Below are 24,217 nucleotides of genomic sequence, written 5' to 3' on the forward strand. Positions count from 1 at the left end.
CCCACGAAGCGCGTTCGTCAGAACTTAGCGATGGGAGCTTCAATATAAAGTTATTTACGAATTTGTAGCGGATTTTTTGGCTGATTGGAACTATTAGCTGGAACAGGTAATTCATCTTCGACTAAGTTACGTCTGTCGTGTTTGCCAAATCTATATAGCAATTTCATTAGCCAATATTGGAAGTTATCGACATAAGTAAAAAGGACAGGTACTACCACTAACGTTAACAACGTCGAAGTTGTAAAACCACCTAATACAGCGATTCCCATAGGGCTGCGTACTTCAGCGCCAGGACCAATTCCGAGAGCAAGGGGTAAAGTTCCTGCGATTGTAGATAATGAAGTCATTAAAATAGGACGCAGACGCGAAACACCTGCATTGATTAGTGCTTGTCTTTGGGAATTTCCTTCTGCCTGATTGATGATTGTGTAATCTACTAAGAGAATGGAGTTTTTTGTCACAATACCCAGTAACAGCACAATACCAATTAAGGCGTATAAACCTAAAGCTTTTTGGGCAAACATCAGTGCTAGTAACGTACCACCCAAAGACAATGGCAAAGCCACCATGATCGTCAATGGATGGAAAAAGTTATTGTATAGCAACACGAGAATTGCATAGATACACAGAATTGCCAGTGCTAAAGCCGTACCAAAGCGACCAAAAATTTCTTGCATAATTTCGGCGTCACCTGCTTGTTGCTGGACGACTCCTGGAGGTAGTGGGTTCAAGGCTGGAAGTTGATTGACAGCATCCACCGCGTCTCCCAAGGCGATACCTTGTAAATTTGCTTCTACTGAGACTTGACGCGAGCGATCGTAACGGTTAATTTCAGCTGGACCACTACCAAAACGAATATCAGCAACAGCTTCTAAAGGAACCAACGAACCATTATTACTGGGAACTTGTAAGTTTCTAAAGGTATTGATATCGTTACGTGCTTCAGGGTTAATTTGGACGCGAATCGGAATTTGACGATCGCTTAAGTTAAATTTAGCTAAATTCGCTTCGTTATCTCCTAAAGTCGCTAGCGATGCAGTACGGGCGATCGCTTGTACTGTAACTCCTAAATCAGCCGCCCTCGCTGGATCTGGAATCACTAATATTTCTGGTTGTGCCAAACTAGCAGATGATGCAACTTCAACTAAACCTGGGACTGTGCGCATTTGCCTTTCTAACTCAGCCGCAGCCTGATTTAACGCTTCTGGGTTTTCACTTCTGAGAACAATTGAGAGATCTTTATTATTTCCTGCTGCACCTTGGCTTTGAAAACTAATTCTTGCACCTGGAATTTGGGCAAATTGCGGACGAATTTGTTGTTCAAACTCGCTTTGGGAGATATCGCGATTTTCTTCAGGTTTCAGTTTAACTGTTAGCGTTGCACTGTTAACTTGCGGCGTCGCCAAGACTGTCTCTACTGCAGGGTTTTGTTGAATTAAGGCTGTTGCGCGTTGTACGACTTGCGTTGTGTCATCTAAAGTTGAACCTGGAGGCAATTCTAAAGAAACCGTAGAAATTCCCAAGTCGCCATTATCAATAAAACCTTTAGGAATCATTGGTACTAACATCAAGCTACCAATAAAGAACGCTAAGGCAATTCCCAAGGTAGTTAAGCGATGTCGTAACGCCCACATCAGCAAAGATTTATACGGCTGAAATGGTTTTTTTTGAGGTTTGGTTTGAGTGTGGCGATCTCTATTTGATTTGTCCTGCTGAAGCAAATTTGCTCCCATCATCGGTGTGACTGTCCGTGCTACCAACGTAGAAAATATCGTAGATACTGCAACTGTGACACCAAAAGGTTGGAAAAATTGACCAGGTATACCCCCCATAAATGCCACAGGAAGAAACACTGCAATAATCGTTGCAGATGTGGCAATCACGGCTAAACCGACTTCAGAGGAAGAGTCAAACGCCGCCTGACGTGCTGTTTTTCCCATCTTCATGTGTCGGTCGAGGTTTTCAATTTCTACAACAGCATCATCGACTAAATTTCCGACAGCAAGTGCTAACGCTAACAAAGTCATATTATTGAGCGTGTAGCCCAAGCTTTGTTGAACAAAAAAGGTAGGAATAATCGATAAAGGTAAAGCTACCGCAGTAATTAACGTTGCCCGCCAATCGCGTAAAAATAGCAGAATCGTTAACACTGCTAATACAGATGCCAGAACCAAGTCATGCATCGTGCTTTCATAAGACTCGCGGATAAAGTCACCCCGCGTGAAAATTAATTGCAAGTCAACATCTGCGGGTAATGTTGATTCTAATTGCGCTACCGCTTCTCTGATGCCTTCTTCTACTGTAACAAGCGTACTACCGCTACTACGTAATACTTCAAAAGCAACGACAGGTTCGCCATTCAAAAAAGCAGCTTGTCGCGGTTCTGCAAAGCTATCACTCACTTCCCCTACACTTGACAAAGGCACATAACTGCCATTGGGTAAGACAATTTGGTAATTGCTTAATACTTCGACACTCGCAGCACTACCCAAAGTTCTAATGGTTTGTTCGCTACCGCCGACTTCTGCCCGTCCTCCTGGTAAATTGGCATTGAAAGCGCGAATTTGGTCATTTACCTGCGTTGCCGTAATTCCCAAAGCTTGTAACTGTGACGGATCTAAATTAATCCGAATCTCGCGATCGACACCACCTACACGACGAATTTGCGCTACCCCTTGCACTGCCAGTAAAGCACGGCTAATTGTTTGATCGACTAAGTTACTTAACTGTTCTACTGATTGCTGCGAAACCACAGCATAAGTCATGATAGGACCACCCGCGAATTCTAATCGCTGAACAATCGGTTCGCTGATGTCTTGTGGTAAATCTTGACGCGTTTGAGCAACCGCATTGCGGACATCGTTTGTGGCGCGATCGCTATCAGTACCCAACACAAAGTTAACAACCGTTGTGGAAACTCCATCGTTGACGGTTGAAATCATACTGTCAATGTTTCCCAGACTCGCCACTGCATCTTCAATTGGTTTTGTAACTTGCGCTTCGAGTTCCGCAGGTCCCGCCCCTGGCTGGCTGACTGTAATGGAAACTGCTGGAATATCGATATTGGGATTGGTATCAATTCCTAGTCTTGTAAACGAAAACCAACCCAGAATCGTCAACATCAAGAACAAAACGATTGTGGGAACCGGACGGCGAATTGACCAAGCAGAGACGTTGAAGGACATAATGAGGGGTGAGTTTAAGAGAGTTATGAGTTTAAGAGAGTCGTGAAGTGTTAAGTGTTAAGTTATGAGTTAAAAAAATTCTTTTAATTCAAAACTAATCACTCACCCCTTACCTCTCACTCCTCGCCCCTTCTACTACGCGGACGCGATCGCCATCTTTGAGATAGCCAGCACCAACAGACACGACGCGATCGCCTGGATTTAAGCCGCTGCTAATTTCGATGTTGCCATCATTGAGAACTTCTCCGAGTTCGACAGATCGTGCTTGTACTGTATCTTCACCTTGCAGTACAAAAACAATGCCATTGCCATCAGGTTGTGGTATGACAGCTTTTGCCGGAACTGTGATTCCTGGAACGGTTGCAGAGGTAATTGCGGCACGGGCAAACATTCCTGGACGTAGCAAAGAAGTTGTCGGTAAATCAATACGGACTGTGGCTTGGCGGCTTTGCGTATCGACTAATGGTGCGATTTCTCTGACTCGTCCTTGTAGCTGAACGCGCGAATCTACATCTGAAGTTACTCTAGCAGGTGCGCCGACTTCAACTTGTGCTAACTGAATTGCCGGAACTTGTGCTGCGAGTTCCAAAGCATTATTTTGAATAATCGAAAACAAGGGTTGCGAACCACTAACGACATCGCCGATTTTGGCGATCGCTTCGGCAACTAAACCACTTGCGGGCGCACGAACTACAGTTTGTCCTAACTGTGTTTCTAATTGTTGTAAACTAGCACGACTACTGCGCACATCAGCTTCGGCACTACTAATATTTGCTTGGGCAACGCGGACGGCTTCGCGGGCGGTGGCTGTTGTTGTCGCCCGCGTATCTAATTCTTGGCGACTAATTGCTCCGTTACTTGCAAGTTGTTCGTAACGCTGTAAGTTACGTTCCGCTTCAGCCGAACTGGCACGCGCTTGTGCTAAGGCGGCTTGTCTCTGACCGACTACAGCTTGTACAGACTCGATATTTGCTCTTGCTTGGTCAATTTGAGCGCGAATCACTGCATCGTCTAGAGTTGCCATTGCCTGTCCTTCACGGACACTTTCGCCTTCACGTACTAAAATCTGTCTAATCTGTAAACCATTTGTTTGTGGTAACACAGCAATCAAATCGCGAGCAGCAACTGTACCAGTAACATTGAGCGATCGCGCTACCTGCGTACTGCGTACTGGTTCTACTGTCACACTCATACTAGGCGGTGCTTCAGTTTGCTGTGCAGATTGGTTCGGTGCTGTCGTTGGGCGCGAAAAAAAGCGCATTCCACCAAAAGCGATCGCCACGCCTAACCCTGTGCCAACTATTAATGGTATGAGCCAATTCTGACGCGATCGGGTTGGAACCTTTTTATAATTTGCTTTGTCAACAACGATAACTTCTTTAGATACAAGCTTATCGTCTGCGTCCACTTGTTGAGTCACAGCCAAACCTCCCTCCACGCGATGCCAGTGCCAGCCACTTTACTAAGAAACGTTGAAAATGATTGCTATATCTTAAATATGACTCATTTAATTGTCTTCTGAACTCAGACCGCAGCAAGATTCAAAAGGTTTCTCTATAGGAATTGAAGAATGAGAGGTCAAAGGTAAAAGCCGAGGACAAAGTATGAGAAATCTCTAAAGTTTGCTTTCGTACCTAGTTCGCTCCTTATCTTTAATGTTTCGCTCTCAGTTAAAATGCAAAACAATAGATCGTGACTTAGGGCATGGTGGTTGTAAATGAACTGGTGGCATAGACTCAAGAAAAATCCTCTCGCCCGCTTTGGTGCTGTATTACTACTTGTTTTTTACCTTGCAGTCTTTGCGGCTGATTTTGTTGCACCTTACGACCCATACACATCCCAACTCAACGGTTCGCTACTACCACCAACGCAAGTTTACTGGCGTAATACCGCAGGGGAGTTTATTGGACCGCACGTTTACCTAACAACACAAGGGGAAACCGATCTAGAAACAGGCGATCGCGAACTCATTGTAGACCGTAGCACTCCTGCTTGGTTACGCTTGTTTACTCGCGGTTATACGTACAACTTATTTCGCCTGAATTTACCACTACCACCATCTTTTGAAGAAGTTGAAATTTTCAGCGGCATTCCTGCAAACATCCACTTATTTGGTACAACTGGTGAAGCTAGATTTAATCTCTTAGGTACTGATGAACAAGGACGCGATCAATTCAGTCGCTTGGTACATGGAGGTAGAATAAGCCTCAGTATTGGTTTGGTTGGTATCGCAATTACATTTCCTCTAGGTATGCTTGTTGGTGGCATTTCAGGTTACTTTGGCGGTTTAGTCGATAGTCTATTGATGCGCATCGTCGAAGTTCTGATGACGATTCCCAGCATCTATTTATTAGTAGCCTTAGCCGCCGTTTTACCACCAGGATTAAGCAGTACCCAACGATTTGTCTTAATTGTGTTTATTACCTCGTTTATCGGCTGGGCAGGTTTGGCACGAGTCATTCGCGGTCAAGTCCTCTCACTTAAAGAACGTGAATTTGTCCAAGCAGCAAAATCAATGGGTGCAAATCCGTTCTACATTATTGTGCGCCATGTTCTACCGCAAACAGCAACATATATCATTATTTCAGCAACTTTAGCCGTACCAGGTTTTATTGTTGCTGAGTCCGTTCTAAGTTTGATTGGGCTGGGGATTCAGCAACCCGATCCCTCGTGGGGAAATATGCTATCGCTAGCGACAAATGCATCTATTTTGGTACTGCAACCTTGGTTAATTTGGCCTCCAGCATTACTCATTATTCTCACCGTACTAGCATTCAATTTACTCGGCGATGGCTTACGTGATGCCCTCGATCCTCGAAGCTTGCGACGGTAAATTTAGCGAACAAATCTCCACCCCTAGTCCACGCAGGTGGACTTTGTTTGTTAAGCTGTGACTTCAGTCGCCGAGCTTTGAGTAAATCCACCTATAGAGTGACTGTGTTTATGCCCTACGAACGACAGGACGCTTTCTTAAACTTGGTATTCTAGTAAACAACAAATGCGTTGGATAGGGGTTGCGCCACTGTGACCTATAGTCATCTACTGAAGGAGGGCGACGTCAGGTAGCTGAACAATGCATAAAATATAGATAAATAAGGCGGTGTGGAGTTTTTGTCGCCTCCTCCACTTTATCGCTACCGAGGAGAGATTAAAGTCTCTACAAAGTGGTCTTAGGTAGCGATCGCCTCGTTGTCTTTAAATTAAAGCTAATTTTACGTTTATTCAAGCTTTGGCTAGTCATCACTAGCCAAGGTTTGTCCATTACATATATCAAAGACACTGCAAATTCCACACCGCTGTGTGGTTAATCTTACACGGGATGTTGACCATAGAATGGCATAGCTTCTGACCAGTGAGGACGCTTCCCTTGCTGCCAATCAAAATAAGCAAGTTCTAGTACGTTAGTCACACAAGTCCCTAAGTTGTTTGATGCATGAATCAATTTGTGTTCCCCACAAGCATCTAGTTTTGTTTGCCATGCTTGAGGAGTTAATACTGTGTCTGGTAGCAAAGGAATTAAACCATTGCTTTCTGGGTTAGGTTTATAAATGGCAGTATGCAACTTCCCACGTTGTGCAGGAAGTTGAACAGCATATACAGATGATGGTTCAGTGGTATGATGCGACCAAGCGACAGCTGCTAAACTCGAAATTGCAAATACAGGAATATCCAACTGTTGCGCCAAAGTCCGTGCTGTTACTACACCAATACGAGTTCCCGTAAAGCCACCTGGACCCTTGGCTACAGCAATAAATGCTAAATCTACCCAAGTTTGGGGCTGCATGAACTCGCTTAAGTACTGGTGTAATAAGTTAGATAAATCGCGTCCTAAATTCCATGTTGCTGTGCGAGAGTCATCAGTAAAGTTACTCAACGCGAATCCTAATTCTGGACTACTCGTATGAATCGCAAGACCATACTTATGCGACTGAAGGCGAACATCATGCATCTTCATGTAAGAAAACAAAAGCAGCTACTAAATGTAAATAGTAGCTGCCACACGCATTTTACTAGCAATTCGCTATTAGCTATAGTCAACTCAGGCGCTTTAACTATAATTTCTAGGTAGGTACAAGTTCACCTGGGCGCAGTTTTGCCCACTTGCCCATTTCTCGTTTAAAGCTAACGCAACCGACAACATCGTATTCCATTTCAATAATATCTTCGTGGGTACGAATGTTAACGTTGATTGAGGGTTCAATCGGTTCAAAATCGGGATCTTCAGTTAAGTGAGGTTGTTCGTGCTGAGTTTCAACCGCGTGGTATGTGATGCAGCGATCGACATAGTGGCAGTTCACGCAAATACACATAAAACGAACTCCAGGCTAATGTCTTGTTCAAGTCCTAGACAGGATGAGTTATTGCCTCTATCTTAACTGAGGTAGATAATAACATCTTCCGCCTAGTCACAAATCTGTACTAGCGGCTCAAGTGGTTTGTATGGCGATGTGCCTTAACTTGTCTAGATTATCTCCCCAAAAGTGGTGTTTTAGCTTGGAACTGCTGCCACAGCCAATTTACTTGGTTGGTGGTGCGGTGCGCGATGCATTATTAGGACGTAGTGCTGAGTACTTAGATATAGATTTCGTGTTACCAGCAAATGCTATAGAAACAGCGCGATCGCTGGCACATCATTACAAAGCAGGTTTTGTGATTCTCGACGCCCAACGTCAAATTGCGCGTGTGGTGTTTCCCCAAGCGACTGTAGATTTTGCCCTACAAGAAGGTTCTAGCCTAGAAACCGATTTGCGACGGCGAGATTTTACTGTGAATGCGATCGCTTACAACCCTCACACGCAAGAAATTATCGATCCTCTCCACGGCTGTATCGATTTACAACAGCAACGCTTGCGGATGGTATCACGACAAAATTTGCAAGATGACCCTTTACGGTTACTCCGCGCTTACCGTCAAGCAGCACAGCTTGGTTTTACGATTGAGTCAGACACTCACTTGGCAATTTGTCATTTAGCATCTCAGATCGAACACGTCGCCGCTGAACGAGTGCGGGTAGAACTAGGATATCTTCTTGCCCATTCTCAAGGAACTCCTTGGTTAAAAAGTGCTGCGAAAGACGGCTTGATTGAATATTGGTTTCCCAATGCTAACGTTGAGGAGGTTGCTGCTGTTGACACCACAGTGGTAAAACTTACAAAAAATTGGTCGCAACTCAACGTCGAACTTTTCCAAAGTGTGCGCGACACAGTTAAAACAACTTGGTTAGGTATTGCCAAACTCGCGTGTCTTGTGACTCCCCAACCAGATATTGCTGAAGCTGAATTAGTGCAACTTACCTACAGTCGGGCAGAAATTCGCGGTGTGACAACATTACTCAAGTTATTACCACAGCTACAAACACACCTGCTGTCTGTCCGCGAACAGTATTTTCTCTTTCAAGAATCTGGAAGAGTTTTTCCTGCGATCGCACTTTTAGCCGTAGCTAAAGGGACTGCAGTTGATGCGATCGCGCCCTTAATCAACCACTACCTCAACCCTCAAGACCCTATCGCACATCCTACACCACTCATAACAGGTAAAGATTTAATCCAAGCCCTGAAAATTAAGCCTGGACCTCAAGTAGGAAGATTACTAACAGAGATTGCGATCGCCCAAGTCGAAGGCAGAATTACCACAGCTAATGAGGCTCTTGAATTTGCCTCAAAAATACTTGACAATTAGCGCTTTTTGTAGGCTTTACTCAAGGATGACAACAAGTGGGATTATCCCAACTCATAACCTTAACCAATTCACCATCAACAACTTGTGTTACGGTTACGACTTCTTGCGAAGACGTGTAGGCATGAATTGTCGTCATAATTGCTTTTTTCACGCCAATTCTTCTGGCGCTAATTTCGACGATCTGTTCAGTAATGTACTCTCACTAAAATGTGCAAAGTCGCACAGTTCTATAATTTCTAGTTCACCTTTGGAGATATTTTATGATGAAAGCTAGCATCATTTTTATAGCGATCGCGCAGGAACAATATTAATTCATGTCATATAATCTCGATCTATTGATTATTGGGGCTGGCCCTGGGGGATTAGCCGCTGCTAAACAAGCAGCAAGTTACGGTAAGCGAGTCGCTATCGCTGAACAAGAAGTTGTTGGTGGAACCTGTGTCAATCGCGGTTGTGTGCCCAAAAAACTGATCGTCTATGCGGCTGATGTTGCACTGCAAGATCAAATAGCACCCAGCTACGGCTGGAGTGAGTGCCAAAGACAATTTAACTGGTCAAAATTTATGGCCAAAGTCTACCAACACGTTGAGAGTATTCAAAAATCGTATTTAGAAACTTTACACAAAAATGGCGTGGAATTAATTCGCCAACGCGCGACGTTTGTCGATCCGCATACAGTTGAAATTGGCGATTGCGCGGAGCGCAGCACCGGAGGCGATCGCAAAATTACTGCTGACAAAATCCTCATCGCTGTTGGCGGACACCCCAATAAACCTGATGTTCCTGGAATTGAACACGCCGTCACTTCTCGCGAGATGTTTCAGTTACAGCAACTACCTAAAAAATTAGCAATTGTTGGTGGTGGTTACATCGGCGTTGAATTCGCCAGCATGATGAATGCTTTTGGTGTTGAAGTCACTTTAATGGATACCGATGAGTTAATTCTCGATGGCTTTGATAAAGATATCCGTTCTTCGGTACAAAAAGGGTTAATTCAACGGGGAATTCAGTTTCTTGGTAAAACAACTGCTAAACAAATTAAACAAAGCGCTCAAGGATTGCAAATTACTTTATCAGGAGATACTGAAGAAACAATTACCACAGACACAATTTTAGTAGCTACAGGGCGCGTTCCTAACACTAAAGATCTTGGTCTAGAAAATGCAGGAATAGAACTTGGTAAAAAAGGTGCAATTCAAGTCGATGACTATAACCGCACGACTCAAGACAACATTTTTGCAGTGGGTGATTGCATTAGTCGCGTACCACTGACTCCCGTTGCCAAACATGAAGGTCAAGCCGTCGTCAAAACAGCTTTTGGGAAAGCGCAAAAAGTCGATTACGAATACGTTACCTCCGCAGTATTTGCCCGTCCTGAAGCTGCAACTGTAGGGATGACTGAAGACAAAGCACGAGAAAAATATGGCGCTGCCGTGCGATGTTACAAAACTGAGTTTGAACCACTACTTTACAGCATAGTAGATCGCAACGAGCCAACGATGATGAAATTAGTTGTCGATAACAACACCGATCAAGTACTTGGGGCGCACATGGTGGGCGAACACGCTGCAGATATTATTCAAAGCCTTGCTGTGGCAATTCGCAAAGGTATCACTAAAGAAGATTTTGATGCCACAATTGCTATCCACCCTACCACTGGAGAAGAATTTCTCACGTTAGATTAAATCAGGCAAGCTTTTGAGTGCGTGAATTTTGAATTAAAGAATTTGCCCAACTCCCTATTACCAATTACCGATTACCACTTTCTTTGATGCACTAAATTGTTACGTAAAGGAGAAAATTAATGAACTATGATTATGACTTGTTTGTGATTGGTGCGGGTTCTGGAGGTTTAGCGGCTTCTAAACGGGCGGCGAGTTATGGCGCGAAAGTGGCGATCGCCGAACAAGATCTTGTAGGTGGAACCTGCGTGATCCGTGGGTGTATTCCCAAAAAACTCATGGTTTATGGATCGCGCTTTCCCCAGATGTTTCGCAATGCCGCAGGTTATGGCTGGCGTGTAGGTGAAAGCGAACTTGATTGGAAGCATTTTATCTCAACAATTGATCAAGAAGTCCGGCGACTATCGCGATTACACATTGGATTTTTGGAAAAAGCAGGTGTTGAACTTATTCCTAGCCGCGCCACACTTGTCGATCCACACACTATTGAAGTTGGCGATCGCAAAGTTACTGCCAATAAGATTTTAATAGCAGTAGGTGGGCGTCCAGTGAAGCCAGATCTCCCTGGCATGGAGTATGCCGTTACCTCAAATGAGATGTTTCATCTTCCAGCACAACCAAAACATATTGCCATTCTGGGCGCGGGTTATATTGGTGTAGAATTTGCCTCAATTATGTGTGGGTTAGGTTGTCAAGTTACACAAATTATCCGGAGAGATTTAATTTTACGCGGCTTTGATCGCGATATTCGTACCGGAATTCAAGATGGGATGACGCATCATGGCGTGAAGTTTATCACCAACGCTGAAGTAGAAAAAATTGAGCGCGTTTCTGAAGGCTTAAAAATAAAGCTATCAGAAGAACATCAACCCATCATTGCCGATGCATTCTTAGCAGCAACAGGGAGAATACCCAATATTGATAGTTTGGGTTTAGAAAACGCAGGAGTTGAGATTGTTCCGACTGATGAAGAAGGACCAGGATATGTAACTAATCCTGCGATCGCTGTTGATGACTACAGCCAGACTTCTCAGCCTAATATCTTTGCTGTCGGTGATTGCACTGATAAAATCAACTTGACACCAGTAGCAATTGCTGAAGGACGTGCCTTTGCTGATACGGAATTTGGCAATCATCGCCGCCAAATGAGTCATGAAAATGTTCCATCAGCAGTATTTTCGCATCCTGAAGCCGCTACAGTAGGTTTAACTGAAGAACAGGCACAAGAAAAATACGGAGATGCAGTGCAAACTTATCGCGCAAGATTTCGTCCGTTGTTCCACTCGCTGACTGGAGATGACGAGAAAACAATCGTTAAATTAGTCATTGATGGCAATACCGATAAAGTTTTAGGCGCACACATGGTAGGAGAATATGCGGCTGAAGTGATTCAAGGTATCGCGATTACGATTAAAATGGGTGCTACCAAGAAAGATTTTGATGCCACCGTTGGCATTCACCCCTCCACTGCTGAAGAATTCGTTACCCTCCGTTAAGAAGTTGCAGTTTATTTACCTCCACGGCTTTGCGTCGAGTCCCCAATCCGCCAAAGCGGTCTATCTCCGCGATCGCTTTGCAGCGGTACACCAGACATTGCAAGTCCCCGATTTAAACCAAGATGATTTTACACAACTAACACTGACACGCCAATTACAGCAAGTATCAGCACAATTACCGACGGATGAACCTGTTACCTTGATTGGTTCGAGTTTTGGTGGTTTAACTGCTGCTTGGTTAGCTGAACAATATCCGCAAGTTCAAAAGTTAGTTTTACTTGCCCCAGCGTTCGCTTTTCTTTCGCACTGGCTACCGCAACTCGGAACTGAAAAAATCCAACAATGGCAACAACAGCGGTATTTAATGGTTTATCACTATGGCGAAAAGCGATCGCTACCTTTAAGTTACGAGTTTGCCCGCGACGTACCGCAATACAACGACGATCATCTGTTACGCCCCGTTCCCACTTTGATTATTCACGGAATTCACGATGAAGTCATTCCGATTCAAGTCAGCCGCGATTTTGCCGCAAAACGTTCTTGGGTGCAATTAATCGAAGTTGATAGCGATCACGATTTAGGTAACGTCATGCCAGAAACCTGGCAAGCAATTCAAACTTTCTGTCAATTACAATATAGAGAATAATCCCCCACTCGCCCCTCGCCCCTCGCTCCTCACTCCTCCCAATGCTGCCATTCATCCGATCAGATTTAGCTCAGCTTACCGCCTATGCACCCCATCCGAACAGTACTGACGGTAAACCGATTGAGTCAGTCATCGATCGATTAGATACAAATGAAAGTCCGTTTGACTTACCCTATGAGTTAAAGCAAAAGCTAGCTTGGATTTACCAAGAAACCATCGAGACAAATCGTTATCCTGATGGTGGACACTCAGTGCTAAAAGAGGCGATCGCTCAATATGTCAATGAATCTGCAGATTTAACCCAAGGCGCGATTGCACCCAATCAAATTGCTGTTGGTAATGGTTCTGATGAACTGATTCGTTCGCTTTTAATCGCTACTTGTCTCGGGAGCGAAGGTTCCATTTTGGTTGCCAATCCAACATTCTCGATGTATGGTATTTTGGCACAAACATTAGGAATTCCTATAGTTACTGTCGGGCGCAATTCAGAATTTGAACTTGATTGGGTTGCAGCCCAAGCAGCAATCGAAACAACAGATAACCCACCAATTCGTGTCGTGTTTGTTGTCCATCCTAACTCGCCTACAGGTAATGCTTTAACATCTGCTGAGTTGAAGTGGCTGCGCAGCTTACCCCAAGAAATATTAGTTGTTATTGATGAAGCGTATTTTGAGTTTAGTCAAACATCAGTTGTCGGTGAGTTGTCACGAAAACCCAACTGGGTAGTCTTGCGGACATTTTCTAAAGCGTTTCGACTTGCCGCTTTACGTGTCGGATATGCGATCGCCTCTCCAGAAGTCACCGCAGTTCTTGAAAAAGTTCGCTTACCATATAACCTTCCGAGTTTCTCCCAAGCTGCTGCAATTCTCGCTTTACAGCAACGTCATTTACTACTGCAACTCATTCCGCTAATTTGTGAAGAACGTGCCAAATTAACTCAAGCATTAACTCAGTATTCTGTCCTTAAAGTCATCGACAGCGCTGCAAACTTCGTCTATGTTCAAACTCATCAAGCACAACACAGTGACTTACTGCCTAAATTAGCTCAACAACTGCGATGTAGTGGTACAATTGTTCGCCTACTAAGTAGTGGATTACGCATTACTGTAGGTAGCGCTGAAGAAAATTTACGTACTCTTGAGAGGTTACAAGTCGCCTTACAAACTATAGAGTCCAATGATTAGCCGCATAGATTGTCTACTCAATCTTCCTCTATGCTGCTTGCAGTATTACGTACTATATTTGCAGTCTGTGGTAGAACACCTACTAATCGCGCAAATGCCTCATCGGGTATTTGGGATACAGTCTGGGAATCAAAATACTGCTCGAATTGCTCTAGAATCTTTTGTACGCGTTGATGAGGTTGCGACTTTTCTGTGATTTGTTTCATCAGACGAATCCATTGCCGTCTGATTAAATAAGCTTTTTGTCTTTCTTCATGCGATTCTGGCGTGAGTAATGAGAGATTACCTACTGGGAAAGCCCAGTCGCAATCACGATCGTAAAAGCTGCCTACTGCTGCACCAGGTCCAGCAAACTCTGCATGAAATCCTTTGTAAAGAATTAAACCATTCCGACGACGACTATTCACCATCAACACTTGACCACTACGCAGTAGTTTGAGGATTTCTGAGGCACTGTGGTCAGCATTGTCGTTTCTAGTGGTACACTGGTCACGGCAACCTGAGAAATTAACATTACCGACAGGTAAGCAAGCTAATGCTATAGCAGTTTGGTAGCGCTGCTGATTTTCGCTATCCATCTGGTTTCCTAAATATAGGTCTTTTGTAGTTTGCACACTCAATAACAGCAAGGAAGAACACAAAGTGCTAGCTTCCTAAGAATGAATAACTATGGCTAAATTACCAAAAGCAAAATAAATATTTATTTATCGCTTATTTTATTCTATACAATCGCAACCTACATCCGAGGAATGCGATATAAGCTTAAAGTCTTAATAAAGTTTGGTGAGACTCGCGTAAATTTTCTGTAAAGCTAGTCTACACAGAGTTGAAAAATGCTTTTCAATGATACTATCTCATACGGTCTGACACATTTTTATTTATTAATCATCTCAGTATGATTTTAGGTGATTAGGAAAAAGTAGCTAACACAAATGTAAGAAGATAGTGACATAAGTAGGGGGCACGCGAATTGCTACTAATCTTTAAATTATGTTTGCTTTTCCCACTTACTTAACTTCTAGATTTTTGTGGAGCAAGATCTGACGTGGTCGTCCTAGTAGCCAAGTGCCCCAGCTAAAGTCAACTTGATGTCGTTGGTACCCTAGCTTACGATACAGCTGATGCGCTTGATGGTTATTTTCCAAGACATGAAGATAGAGATCTTGAAAGCCCCATAATAGAGCAATTTGCTCGCATTTTAATAGTAAATGCTGTGCGACTCCACGGCGACGATAGTTACGGCAAACCGCTAAATTTGAGACATAAAGAAAGCGATCGCTGGCGAAAGGATTTTTAGAACGCGGTGACAACTCAACAATTGCAGCTAAGCGCTCGCTGTTTTGAGAACCCTTCATTGCTAATTTAGCAGTACAATCAGCAGCAATTAAGCAAATATGATGTTGTGTTGTTGTTCGCAGGCGATTGCGCAAATCCTCATAAATTCCCAGTTTTAAAAAAGGATAAGCCCAACCTAGTAAGCCTTCTTGCGAGTGAAAACTATCGGCAAGAATTTCAGTCAAACCTGGGACATCTTCAATTTGCGCCGCACGAATTTCAAATTGGTAGTTCTGATCGCAAGTAAAATTTGCTGGTAGCTGCAAGTTAGTTGAGAACAAAGTTGTCAAAAATCACAACGAGACATTATTGTTCACAATCGTAAACGATTAATCAGTCTAAGTCAGGATTAACTAGGGTTGCTAGAGATAAGTTGAATGGTTTGAAGCAGAAATACACTAAGTCATGAATAATGTTTTACCATCAACCTTGATGAGCTGCTAGTCAATCACCACTTTATCAGTCATTATGAATAGCTACTGAATACGCTAGAGATCATAGCAACAGGTAGTACAAGTTGACTTTGAGGTGCAGGTAGCATTTCGCCACGAAAATCTATGATTTGGACAATGACAAGATAGGCGATCGCCAGAATGAGGGAAATCGCACCGGTAATAATTGCAATCAGCTTTGAACGATTCATGATGCTGTCATTTAAGTGGGAGTAAACATCTATATCCACTGTGCCACGATTTTAAATCAGTACAATTAATATCGAATTCGCGGATCAATGTAAGCATTTAAAATGTCGATCGCAATACTTGCTATTACCACTAACACGGCAAAAAAGACAAGTATGCCTTGCACTGTAGGATAATCTCGCAACGAAATAGCGTCGTATAGTCGATTCGCAAGTCCTGGCCAAGAAAATGTTACTTCAGTCAAAATTGCCCCACCAAGTAAAGACGCAAATGTCAACCCTAAAATTGTGATGACTGGAATCATGGCATTTTTCAGCGCATGAGATACCAAGATTCGTCGTTCAGGAATTCCTCTAGCGCGTGCGGCTTCTACATAATCAGAACGCAGCGTTTGCTTTAGATTAACGCGCACAATCCGCTCAAAAATTCCGCTTAAAAGTAAACCGAGTGTCAAACTTGGCAAGAAAAGATAGTAGATCGCCGTGAAAAAACCATTTAAATCTCCCGCAAGCAGACTATCTATTGTATACAAACCTGTAGGACCTGGAGGAGGAAATAAAGATGCGGGAAAGCGATCGCCAATCGGAAACCAGCCTAACTGTACTGCAAACAGCAATTGCATCAACATTCCCATCCAAAACATGGGTAAGGCGTAAGTAATAATTCCAAACAAACGTCCACCAACATCAAGCCAAGAATTAGGACGCGACGCCGCCAACATTCCCACCGTAATGCCAATTAACAGGGCGATCGCCATGCTACACACCGCAAGTTCTGCTGTCGCCGGAAAATGCCGTCCAATCGTATCCCAAACGGCTTCGCCTTGACTCGTGAGTGAGGAACCCAAGTCAAAGCGAAGTAAACTGCCAAGATAACGCAAATACTGCACCCATAATGGATCGGCTAATCCTAATCGTTGGCGATATTCTTCCTTTACACTTTCTGGGGCTCGACTTCCTAACACAGCATCTACTGGATCGCCAATAGTCGATTGAAGTAGCCAGGGAAGTACTCGCAGTAGAAAAAACACCACTGTCACAATTGTCCAGATCATCAGTGGTGCGAGGAGTAACCGCGCCAGAATGTAATACTGAAGTGCTTTGATGCGAGACATAATGAGGGGTCGGAGGTCGGAGGTCAGAGGTCAGAGGGTAGGCGGGAGATTAAGAGAGTGATGAATGTTGAGTGTTGAATGTTGAGTTAAGAATGCCATTCAGGTCTTCTCATAACTCATAATTCAAAATGTGCTACGCTAACAAAACTTAAAACTAGTCACTAGCCACTAATCACTAACTACTCGCTTTTTCAATATCCCATAAGGGGAGTTTCAGAATTGGGTCTACTTGCAAGCCTTGAATGGTTTGTTGACCGAAAGCATAATCTTTGTTTTGAACTAGGGGAATTGCGGGGACATCTTGGGCAATTAATTCTTGAATTTGGACAAAAAGTTGCTCGCGAGTTTGGGGATTTTGTTCTTGGCGTTGCTGGTCGATCAGTTGATTCATGCGATCGCTGTAGTAAAACAACCCTTGGCTTTGACTTGCGCCTTGTTCGCAACCTGCTGTCACGCTTCCCTTTGTACAACTTAAAAATGGGTGAATATAGTTGTCAGCATCGCCGAAATCAGGATACCAGTCGAGTAAAACAGCTTGATAAATTCCTTTAGAGATATTTGCGAAAAATGTTGCTCCTTCTTCAGCTTTGGTTTGAATTTGCACAACACCGTCAAGTCGCTGCGAACCATACTCTTGTAACGTACTGGCAACTTGTTCGCGTGTCAGTGAGTAGGCAGGATAAGCAATTTCTAAAGTTAAGGGGTTTTCTCTTGTAAATCCTGCTTGGGCTAACAGGGCTTTGGCTTGGTCAACATTACCGTCACCGTAAGTTGATTGAAAAACTGGCTGGTAGCTATCGAACGTGTTGGGAATCATGCTATAAAGCGGTTCAGCTTGCTCTTGATAAACGCGCTTTGTAATCAGTGGACGATCGATCATTGCGGCGATCGCTTGTCTGACGACTGGGTTATCTAACGGCTGTTGTTTAGCATTAAGTCCTAGATGGGTGACGACGTTGCTTTGTTCTTCTAAGGCTTGCCAACCTTGAGACTCAGCTTGCTGTTTCAAACTCTGTACTTGTTCTGGATCAAAGGTTTGATAGGCAATATCAACTTGACCTGTACGGAAAGAATTAAATAAGTTGGCAGAACTCGATAAAATCTGGAAGTCGATACCTTGATTTGCTGGTTTTTCACCCCAGTATTCATCAAATACATCCATCCGAATCAAATTCGGCGTAAACTGCACTAAGCGATAGGGACCTGTACCGACAAATTCTCGCGGTTTAAATTTTCCTGTGCCAATTTCATACGCTTGCGGCGATACAGCACACAATCCCGAAAAAGCTAGCAAGGAAGGAAACGCAGCAAAGGCGTTTTTGAGGCGAATTGTGAGTTCATATTCTCCTGACGCTTGCACCGAATCGACAACATCTGATAACAAAGATGCTGGTTTCCCACCGTTTTGAATAAAACGATTGAGAGAAAATGCCATTGCTTCGGCATTAAAGGCAGTACCGTCGTGAAATACGACTCCTTGACGTACAGGAATTGTATATGTTAGCCCATCCGCACTAACTTGCGGTAAAGCTGTTGCGAGTTGAGGTTCTAATTCGCCCGTACCAATCGCATAGGTATACAGGCGATCGCTCAAGCTCGTCATAATATTAGAACCCGCCAGTTCGTAATTATCTGCGGGATCGAGGGTGCGCGGTCTAAGGGTTGTACCGACAACTAAGCGGGCGCTATTGCCAGCGCTTGTTGTACTGACTGTTGAAGAATTTGTTCCTGACTGCGGATTGTTACAACTGACAACCAGGACGCAGCATAACAGCGACAACCCGATAAATTTTCCCAACGACCACAAGCGTCTGCGAGATACCAACCAATTCATAACGTTCGACTATCCTAGAGCAACCATTAGCTATGAGTCGCAAGCTGTCACTTGGTTCCCCGTGCGGATAAGCTAACGGCTAGTAACTAAATTGAATAGTATAGCGGAAACGATCTGGCATCTTTGGGTTTAACGTAAACTTTTTCTTGCGGTTGGAGTTGTAATTCATCAAAGCGATCGCGGCTGAGGTGTGCTGTTACTACCTGTCCGTCATCTAACGTTAATTCAGCTTGAATCTCCCAACCGAGGTGAATAATTCGACTTACTCTTGCTGATACTGTCGTTCCATTTTGCTCGCGTTGTACGATCACATCCTGCGGACGTAAAAACATCTCTGGATGCGTAGACTCAAACCCGTTACCTTGAAAAATATTCGATGTACTTGGTAGCACATTCACAGGACCAATGAAACTCATCACAAACGCAGTTGCAGGATGATCGTATATTTGTGCTGGCGTACCGATTTGTTCTACGCGACCTTTGTTCATGACAACAATTTCATCCGACACTTCCATTGCTTCTTCTTGGTCGTGGGTAACAAATACAGTTGTTACATGAACTTCATCATGAAGTTTGCGCAACCAAGCCCGCAAATCTTTCCGAACTTTTGCATCGAGTGCGCCGAAGGGTTCATCGAGGAGTAGCACCTGCGGTTGCACTGCCAATGCCCGTGCTAAGGCAACTCGTTGGCGTTGACCACCCGAAAGTTGTGAGGGATATCGATTTCCTAAAGCACTGAGTTGCACTAATTCAAGTAATTCGTCTACTCGTGCTTTAATTTTGGCTTTAGGTGTTTTCCGAATTTCTAAGGCAAAAGCAATGTTTTGGCGCACACTCATGTGCTTGAAGAGTGCATAGTGCTGAAACACAAATCCAATATTGCGTTCTTGTACACTCTGATAGGTCGCGTCTTTGCCTGTCAGCCAAATTTTGCCATTGTCCGGTAACTCTAAACCTGCAATCAACCGTAATAACGTAGACTTACCTGAACCTGATGGTCCTAGCAATGCTACCAACGAACCTGATTTGATTTCTAAGCTGACATCATCGACAGCTCTAAAACTGCCAAACTGTTTTGATACGTTTTCAACTACGATACCCACGATGAGCAACCTCTAGAGGAAATATATGGTATTGATGCAATAATCTGGGATGTTTCTACTTAATGTCTATCAGGCTAAATTCAGCGTTTGAACTGAGATCTAAATCTCCGGTTTTTTGATGGGGTTACTGTAGTTTTATATCATATAAAGCTTTACTTGTTGCGTTTTGTATCTTCACAAGATCTTAGTTTCACTGTAAAGATTTCATGTTGATCTTAATGTTGTTGCTTAGACTACAGATTTTTGAAAAATAAAATAGAAATGAGCGCGTGGAGTTATGAACTATCAATCAATAGACTAGACCTTCTGCAGGAATAGCAACATGCTGTTCCAGATGCGGACAATGGGGAGACTAGTCATCTCACAGCTTAAGCTTGAGGTCAACCGCCCTACCCAGTCGCTCAACAAGGTACGCAGGCTAGTTAGTCACTTCGGTGGTTTAGTACTAAATATTTAAATAAGTCCTCAATGACTGCATTTGCTGCCAATGGACCACTACCAATCCAATAGTCTGGAACCTGGTAAACCTTACTTTGTTGGACAACGTTTAACTTTGACCAAAGTGGGTTTGCCTTTAGTTGCTGGAGTGCTTGGCGAGAATCAGCATCATCTGACCAACCCCATAAAAACATGACATCGCCATCTGCCATATGTAGAAGTTCACTGCTGATTGATACACTTACACTCCTATCTTTTATTGCCTGTATAGAGGTATCTAAATCCTGCGCTGGAGGACGTTGCAGTCCCGCATCCTGCAAGATGGTTCCACAGAAAGAATCTTCTAAATAGAGAGTGATATTTTCTGGACTAATACGGACAACGGAAACCTCAATTTGCTTGAGTTTCTTGCCCATTTGTGCTTGTAATTCGTTTAATCGAGCATAGTAATTTTCCATGAATTTTTCGGCTCGCTCAGTTTGATTCAGCGCTGTGGCAAATAGCTTCAGATCCTGTTTCCACTCGCCACTATTGGCAATGCCTACCACTGTGGGAGCAATGCCCGACAACATTTTGTAGATAGGTTGAGCGCTGCGCTCGTTACTCAAAATTAAGTCAGGCTTCAAAGTCAGAATTTTCTCTAGAGAAACACCATCTGGCGTACCAATGTTTTCAATTCCCTTTAGTTTGTCTCGCAAGTGCAATGGCACGTCCTCAACTGAGGGACCTCCCACAGGCTTAACTCCTAAACCTAAAGCATGATCTAATTCGGGGTAATTAAGGACAACAACTCTTTGGGGATTGAGCGGCACTTTCGTTTCCCCAAAAGCGTGCTTCACAACTTTGACAGCAGTAGGATGAGCGTTAGAGGTAGTATTATCACCGTTGCTTACTGTTTGTTTTAAGGAATTTCGACTACAAGCTGCAATCCAAAAAATTGTGCAGACCATGAGTAGGAAAAGTTTGAAAACAGAGCGCTTCCTCATGTAATTAAACGGTGATACCATTATGAATATTAGACTTTGATTGTAGAAGCCCTGCTAGTCGGTCGTACGCTTCTCCTCTACCAAGTAAAGGAATACCTAATACTCAGCCTTCTACCTGGTGCAGCAATGTTGGAAGTATCATTAAAACCACTGAGAAGCTGCTGAAAAACTGGTTGATATTGGTTATTCAACAAGTTTTCGATACCAATGTTTAATGTCCCTGCGCCCAAGTTGATGCTACTAATGTAATCCAAAGTTACATAACTCTCTATCGGTACTGCATCAACATCCTCTTCAAATGCCCGATCGCGGCTACCAACAACCAAAAGTTGTAGCCGATTCCGCCAACCAGGAGTGGTTTGATTGTCAACGTAGGCTCCTAGTTTCAGCGGTTGCACTAAGAAGCTAGAGCGAGGTAAAAACTCATCTTCCTCATCGTCCTGGAACTCACCTTCTGTCCAACTGAAGATACCGCCGAGTTGCCAGTTATCAACAGGTTGCCAATCAAGTGTAGCTTCAACACCATAGTTGCGGATTGGAGCACGAGTAATCACTCCCCCACGGGGAGCAGCAGTGAGAAATCCTGCTAAGTCTGAATAGTTATAGAAAGCAGCTAGAGAAAATTGTATTTGCTCCCAGTTACCGCGCACTCCAATCTCATAGCTATCAAATTTCTGCGCTCTGATATCCTCAACACCTGCTTCAAAACTACCTAGTAGTGGTCCTGTGGTTTCTAAAGCATCGAAAATATCAGGAGCAGCGAAGCCTTGGGCAAAGTTGGCAAACAAACTTACCGCATCGCTGACGTTGTAGATGGCTCCAATATTAAATACAGGGTCATCAAATTCAACTTCTCCGCCTTCAACTGGTTCTCCATCAGCGCTAATGTAGTCATCTACCAGGAATTTACTGATTTCATATCTTGCCCCTCCATTCAGGCTCCAGCGTTGGCTAATGTTCCATTGCAACTGAGCAAATAAACCAAGACTATTGTAGTCGTAAGGGGGTACATCATTAGCCTCGTCAATGGCACGTAGTATCCTAAACCCGCTATTAACGTAATCATCGATATCGAAGCTAACTCTGGCGAAGGTGTTATCATTTTCGTTGACGTAGTCAGCTCCCCAAAGTAGGCTGGCATTTTCCGATATCGGCGTGTCGAACTGTAGCCGTCCCCCCCACTGTTGCGATCGCTGAAAATTTTGCTCAATTGCATCAGGGCGAAAATCAAAGGCGATACTGTAACCAGCAAGTTCTTGATAATAAGCTTGAAGTTGAAATTGACTGCCAAGCAGATTACGATTGCTGTAATTTAGGTTAACAACAGTATTTCGTTGTCCTGGGTTGTTAGAGCCAATAAACTCTTGTTCTCCAATAAATAAAGCGCGGGCTTTTTCAGTTTCTGGTGTTTCATCAACTGCCGGATCAGAAATGTATTCTAGCTCTCGACTCTCATTCAGGTGATTAACTGTCAGTTGCAGACGTTGATCTTCTGTAAAATTCAAGCCTAACTTACCCAAAACATTGAAGCTATTGCGATCGTCTAGTGTTGTATTACTAGGAGCAATGCGATCGCCCTCGGCATCGTAAAATTGATTATTTATGTTTCCAGAGAAAGTCGCGAGCAAATCAAACTTGCCTTCATTAATTGACAAGGTATATCCCAAGTCGTAAGCGAAACTGTCGCCCTGCAATCCCAAATCAGCCGACGTACCAAGTGAAAGCGTAGAACTTAACGGTTCATCATCTGGTCGGCGGGTGATGATGTTAATAATGCCTCCTGCTGCTCCTTGACCGTAAGTAGCTGAAGGACCGCGAACAATTTCTACACGTTCAATCGCATCCGGATCGATGCTTCTGAGTTGAATATTAAAACTCACTCGGTCTTGTAAAGGCACACCATCAATCAAAATTGCTGGTTCACGACCGCGTAGGCTTTGGGCATTAAATCGGTCAGCTTGATTGGGTGGTCCAAAGCCAGGGACTAAGTTGCCAAGAATATCACCTAAATTGTTGGTTATAGTTGACTGCTGTTGTAGTTGTTGGCGGTTAATAACTGTGACCGATCGCGGCACATTCTGTACCTCTTCTTCCGTGCGAGTTGCAGTCACTACTATCTCAATGGCATCCTCATCAGTTTCTACCACCTCCGTTCCAGGCGTGACCGCCAACACTAGCCCTGATGCTTCCACGCTCAAATCAGCAGTCGGCGGTGCATCAACTCCTGTAATCGCTACCCGCACTCGATTATCAGGTAAACTCGTCACGCTCACCAGCGCAATGCCCTCGATCGGATTCGCTTGCTGAAATTCATTCCCTTCTGGCAACACCAGCACTGCATTGGGAATATCAGCAATCAGTGCATTTCCGACAACAGAGGTTGCAGGAGACTCTAATTGCTCCTCAACGGTTTCCAAGAGCACTTCTAATCCAGTCTCCGTTGAGTTGACGCTCACTCCCATAACTTCAACTGGAGTCGCAAGCTGGGCTAGCCACTCCTCGATCGTTGTTGCATGTTGGTCGAGTTCTGCGAGGCGAGGAACGGGAAGTGAAGAACTGTCCTCAGAATTTAGCTCTGCTCCATCTTCTGCTATTACAGGGTGTGCTACACCAATAACAATCCCTATAGAAAACGGCACTAAAGTTCCGACGAGCAAAAGCGATCGCAGCTGTTTCCACATCTTTCCTCACACACCTCTTCAGAAATTTTCTCAAGTAGGACTGAATATAGGGTGTTCTAGCGCAAAAAATGGTTCCCAGCCGGATTTTCTATGGTTCCAACACGGATCTTTTACGATAAAGGTGATGAAAGACCTCTCGCTAACGCTCTTTTGTCAGTCTAACGTGTACACACAACTTGCCCTTACTTTGTTAGAGACAATAAACTGAAATGA

The 24,217-nt window shown here is 43.8% G+C and carries 19 protein-coding genes; 6 read left to right on the forward strand and 13 right to left on the reverse strand.

Going from position 1 to position 24,217, the window contains the following annotated elements; genetic code table 11:
* Positions 1 to 50: 50 nt before the first annotated feature.
* The gene (locus tag CSQ79_RS11320; protein ID WP_099701269.1) at positions 51 to 3,185 is read right to left on the reverse strand and encodes an efflux RND transporter permease subunit; all 3,135 of its coding nucleotides are present in this window, start codon (positions 3,183 to 3,185) and stop codon (positions 51 to 53) included.
* Between the two features lie 109 nt (positions 3,186 to 3,294).
* Positions 3,295 to 4,605: an efflux RND transporter periplasmic adaptor subunit gene (locus CSQ79_RS11325; protein ID WP_099701369.1), complete on the reverse strand. Its 1,311-nt coding sequence runs from the start codon at positions 4,603 to 4,605 to the stop codon at positions 3,295 to 3,297.
* Between the two features lie 297 nt (positions 4,606 to 4,902).
* Between CSQ79_RS11325 and CSQ79_RS11330 the strand changes: the two genes are divergently transcribed.
* Positions 4,903 to 6,018, forward strand: coding sequence for an ABC transporter permease (locus tag CSQ79_RS11330; RefSeq protein WP_099701270.1), 1,116 nt, complete (start codon positions 4,903 to 4,905; stop codon positions 6,016 to 6,018).
* Between the two features lie 477 nt (positions 6,019 to 6,495).
* On the opposite strand, the gene tsaB is transcribed toward CSQ79_RS11330, so the two are convergent.
* Together tsaB and CSQ79_RS11340 are read right to left on the reverse strand one after the other, a co-directional pair.
* Complete coding sequence (gene tsaB / locus CSQ79_RS11335; RefSeq protein WP_099701271.1) at positions 6,496 to 7,140, reverse strand: tRNA (adenosine(37)-N6)-threonylcarbamoyltransferase complex dimerization subunit type 1 TsaB; 645 nt, start codon at positions 7,138 to 7,140, stop codon at positions 6,496 to 6,498.
* A gap of 106 nt (positions 7,141 to 7,246) precedes the next feature.
* The gene (locus CSQ79_RS11340; protein WP_099701272.1) at positions 7,247 to 7,495 is read right to left on the reverse strand and encodes a Ycf34 family protein; all 249 of its coding nucleotides are present in this window, start codon (positions 7,493 to 7,495) and stop codon (positions 7,247 to 7,249) included.
* A gap of 136 nt (positions 7,496 to 7,631) precedes the next feature.
* Here CSQ79_RS11340 and CSQ79_RS11345 point away from each other — a divergent pair, with 136 nt between their 5' ends.
* Positions 7,632 to 8,864, forward strand: coding sequence for a CCA tRNA nucleotidyltransferase (locus CSQ79_RS11345; protein WP_099701370.1), 1,233 nt, complete (start codon positions 7,632 to 7,634; stop codon positions 8,862 to 8,864).
* 19 nt (positions 8,865 to 8,883) lie between these two features.
* Here CSQ79_RS11345 and CSQ79_RS27690 read toward each other — a convergent pair whose 3' ends face one another.
* On the reverse strand, positions 8,884 to 9,015 hold the full coding sequence (locus tag CSQ79_RS27690; protein WP_289501045.1) for a hypothetical protein: 132 nt from the start codon (positions 9,013 to 9,015) through the stop codon (positions 8,884 to 8,886).
* Positions 9,016 to 9,178: 163 nt separating this feature from the next.
* Between CSQ79_RS27690 and gorA the strand changes: the two genes are divergently transcribed.
* From gorA to CSQ79_RS11365, 4 genes are all read left to right on the forward strand, one after another.
* A complete protein-coding gene (gene gorA / locus CSQ79_RS11350) occupies positions 9,179 to 10,549 on the forward strand; it encodes a glutathione-disulfide reductase (protein WP_099701273.1) in 1,371 nt (456 codons plus the stop codon).
* 119 nt (positions 10,550 to 10,668) lie between these two features.
* Positions 10,669 to 12,042, forward strand: a complete 1,374-nt coding sequence (gene gor / locus CSQ79_RS11355) for a glutathione-disulfide reductase (protein ID WP_099701274.1) — start codon at positions 10,669 to 10,671, stop codon at positions 12,040 to 12,042.
* Positions 11,987 to 12,688 (forward strand): YqiA/YcfP family alpha/beta fold hydrolase, encoded by a 702-nt coding sequence (locus tag CSQ79_RS11360; RefSeq protein ID WP_289501046.1) that lies wholly within the window; start codon positions 11,987 to 11,989, stop codon positions 12,686 to 12,688. Before gor ends, CSQ79_RS11360 begins: the two co-directional genes overlap by 56 nt.
* A gap of 41 nt (positions 12,689 to 12,729) precedes the next feature.
* Entirely contained in the window at positions 12,730 to 13,872 is a 1,143-nt protein-coding gene (locus tag CSQ79_RS11365) for a histidinol-phosphate transaminase (RefSeq protein WP_099701276.1), read from the forward strand.
* 17 nt (positions 13,873 to 13,889) lie between these two features.
* On the opposite strand, the gene CSQ79_RS11370 is transcribed toward CSQ79_RS11365, so the two are convergent.
* The 8 genes from CSQ79_RS11370 to CSQ79_RS11400 form a co-directional block, all read right to left on the reverse strand.
* A complete protein-coding gene (locus tag CSQ79_RS11370; RefSeq protein ID WP_099701277.1) occupies positions 13,890 to 14,450 on the reverse strand; it encodes a hypothetical protein in 561 nt (186 codons plus the stop codon).
* 429 nt (positions 14,451 to 14,879) lie between these two features.
* Complete coding sequence (locus CSQ79_RS11375) at positions 14,880 to 15,497, reverse strand: GNAT family N-acetyltransferase (RefSeq protein WP_289501047.1); 618 nt, start codon at positions 15,495 to 15,497, stop codon at positions 14,880 to 14,882.
* 176 nt (positions 15,498 to 15,673) lie between these two features.
* Positions 15,674 to 15,850: a hypothetical protein gene (locus CSQ79_RS27695; protein ID WP_289501048.1), complete on the reverse strand. Its 177-nt coding sequence runs from the start codon at positions 15,848 to 15,850 to the stop codon at positions 15,674 to 15,676.
* Between the two features lie 65 nt (positions 15,851 to 15,915).
* The gene (locus CSQ79_RS11380) at positions 15,916 to 16,962 is read right to left on the reverse strand and encodes an ABC transporter permease (RefSeq protein WP_099701278.1); all 1,047 of its coding nucleotides are present in this window, start codon (positions 16,960 to 16,962) and stop codon (positions 15,916 to 15,918) included.
* A 175-nt stretch (positions 16,963 to 17,137) separates the two neighbouring features.
* Positions 17,138 to 18,796 carry an ABC transporter substrate-binding protein gene (locus CSQ79_RS11385; RefSeq protein ID WP_099701279.1) on the reverse strand — a complete coding sequence of 553 codons (1,659 nt, stop codon included), beginning with the start codon at positions 18,794 to 18,796 and terminating at the stop codon, positions 17,138 to 17,140.
* 86 nt (positions 18,797 to 18,882) lie between these two features.
* The gene (locus tag CSQ79_RS11390) at positions 18,883 to 19,899 is read right to left on the reverse strand and encodes a sulfate/molybdate ABC transporter ATP-binding protein (protein ID WP_099701280.1); all 1,017 of its coding nucleotides are present in this window, start codon (positions 19,897 to 19,899) and stop codon (positions 18,883 to 18,885) included.
* 422 nt (positions 19,900 to 20,321) lie between these two features.
* Positions 20,322 to 21,287 carry an ABC transporter substrate-binding protein gene (locus CSQ79_RS11395; RefSeq protein ID WP_289501049.1) on the reverse strand — a complete coding sequence of 322 codons (966 nt, stop codon included), beginning with the start codon at positions 21,285 to 21,287 and terminating at the stop codon, positions 20,322 to 20,324.
* Between the two features lie 113 nt (positions 21,288 to 21,400).
* On the reverse strand, positions 21,401 to 24,004 hold the full coding sequence (locus tag CSQ79_RS11400; protein WP_099701282.1) for a TonB-dependent receptor domain-containing protein: 2,604 nt from the start codon (positions 24,002 to 24,004) through the stop codon (positions 21,401 to 21,403).
* Positions 24,005 to 24,217: the final 213 nt, after the last annotated feature.

It is taken from the genome of Gloeocapsopsis sp. IPPAS B-1203 (genome assembly GCF_002749975.1).
Lineage (GTDB): Bacteria > Cyanobacteriota > Cyanobacteriia > Cyanobacteriales > Chroococcidiopsidaceae > Gloeocapsopsis.

What these genes read in the sequence shown, in the direction of transcription:
- CSQ79_RS27695 (WP_289501048.1), bottom strand. Translation starts at nt 15,850, where the DNA reads ATGAATCGTTCAAAGCTGATTGCAATTATTACCGGTGCGATTTCCCTC.
- CSQ79_RS11330 (WP_099701270.1), top strand. Translation starts at nt 4,903, where the DNA reads ATGAACTGGTGGCATAGACTCAAGAAAAATCCTCTCGCCCGCTTTGGT.
- CSQ79_RS11395 (WP_289501049.1), bottom strand. Translation starts at nt 21,287, where the DNA reads ATGGTCTGCACAATTTTTTGGATTGCAGCTTGTAGTCGAAATTCCTTA.
- gor (WP_099701274.1), top strand. Translation starts at nt 10,669, where the DNA reads ATGAACTATGATTATGACTTGTTTGTGATTGGTGCGGGTTCTGGAGGT.
- CSQ79_RS11365 (WP_099701276.1), top strand. Translation starts at nt 12,730, where the DNA reads ATGCTGCCATTCATCCGATCAGATTTAGCTCAGCTTACCGCCTATGCA.
- CSQ79_RS11370 (WP_099701277.1), bottom strand. Translation starts at nt 14,450, where the DNA reads ATGGATAGCGAAAATCAGCAGCGCTACCAAACTGCTATAGCATTAGCT.
- tsaB (WP_099701271.1), bottom strand. Translation starts at nt 7,140, where the DNA reads ATGAAGATGCATGATGTTCGCCTTCAGTCGCATAAGTATGGTCTTGCG.
- gorA (WP_099701273.1), top strand. Translation starts at nt 9,179, where the DNA reads ATGTCATATAATCTCGATCTATTGATTATTGGGGCTGGCCCTGGGGGA.
- CSQ79_RS11380 (WP_099701278.1), bottom strand. Translation starts at nt 16,962, where the DNA reads ATGTCTCGCATCAAAGCACTTCAGTATTACATTCTGGCGCGGTTACTC.
- CSQ79_RS11360 (WP_289501046.1), top strand. Translation starts at nt 11,987, where the DNA reads ATGCCACCGTTGGCATTCACCCCTCCACTGCTGAAGAATTCGTTACCC.
- CSQ79_RS11385 (WP_099701279.1), bottom strand. Translation starts at nt 18,796, where the DNA reads ATGAATTGGTTGGTATCTCGCAGACGCTTGTGGTCGTTGGGAAAATTT.
- CSQ79_RS11400 (WP_099701282.1), bottom strand. Translation starts at nt 24,004, where the DNA reads ATGTGGAAACAGCTGCGATCGCTTTTGCTCGTCGGAACTTTAGTGCCG.
- CSQ79_RS11320 (WP_099701269.1), bottom strand. Translation starts at nt 3,185, where the DNA reads ATGTCCTTCAACGTCTCTGCTTGGTCAATTCGCCGTCCGGTTCCCACA.
- CSQ79_RS11340 (WP_099701272.1), bottom strand. Translation starts at nt 7,495, where the DNA reads ATGTGTATTTGCGTGAACTGCCACTATGTCGATCGCTGCATCACATAC.
- CSQ79_RS11345 (WP_099701370.1), top strand. Translation starts at nt 7,632, where the DNA reads ATGTGCCTTAACTTGTCTAGATTATCTCCCCAAAAGTGGTGTTTTAGC.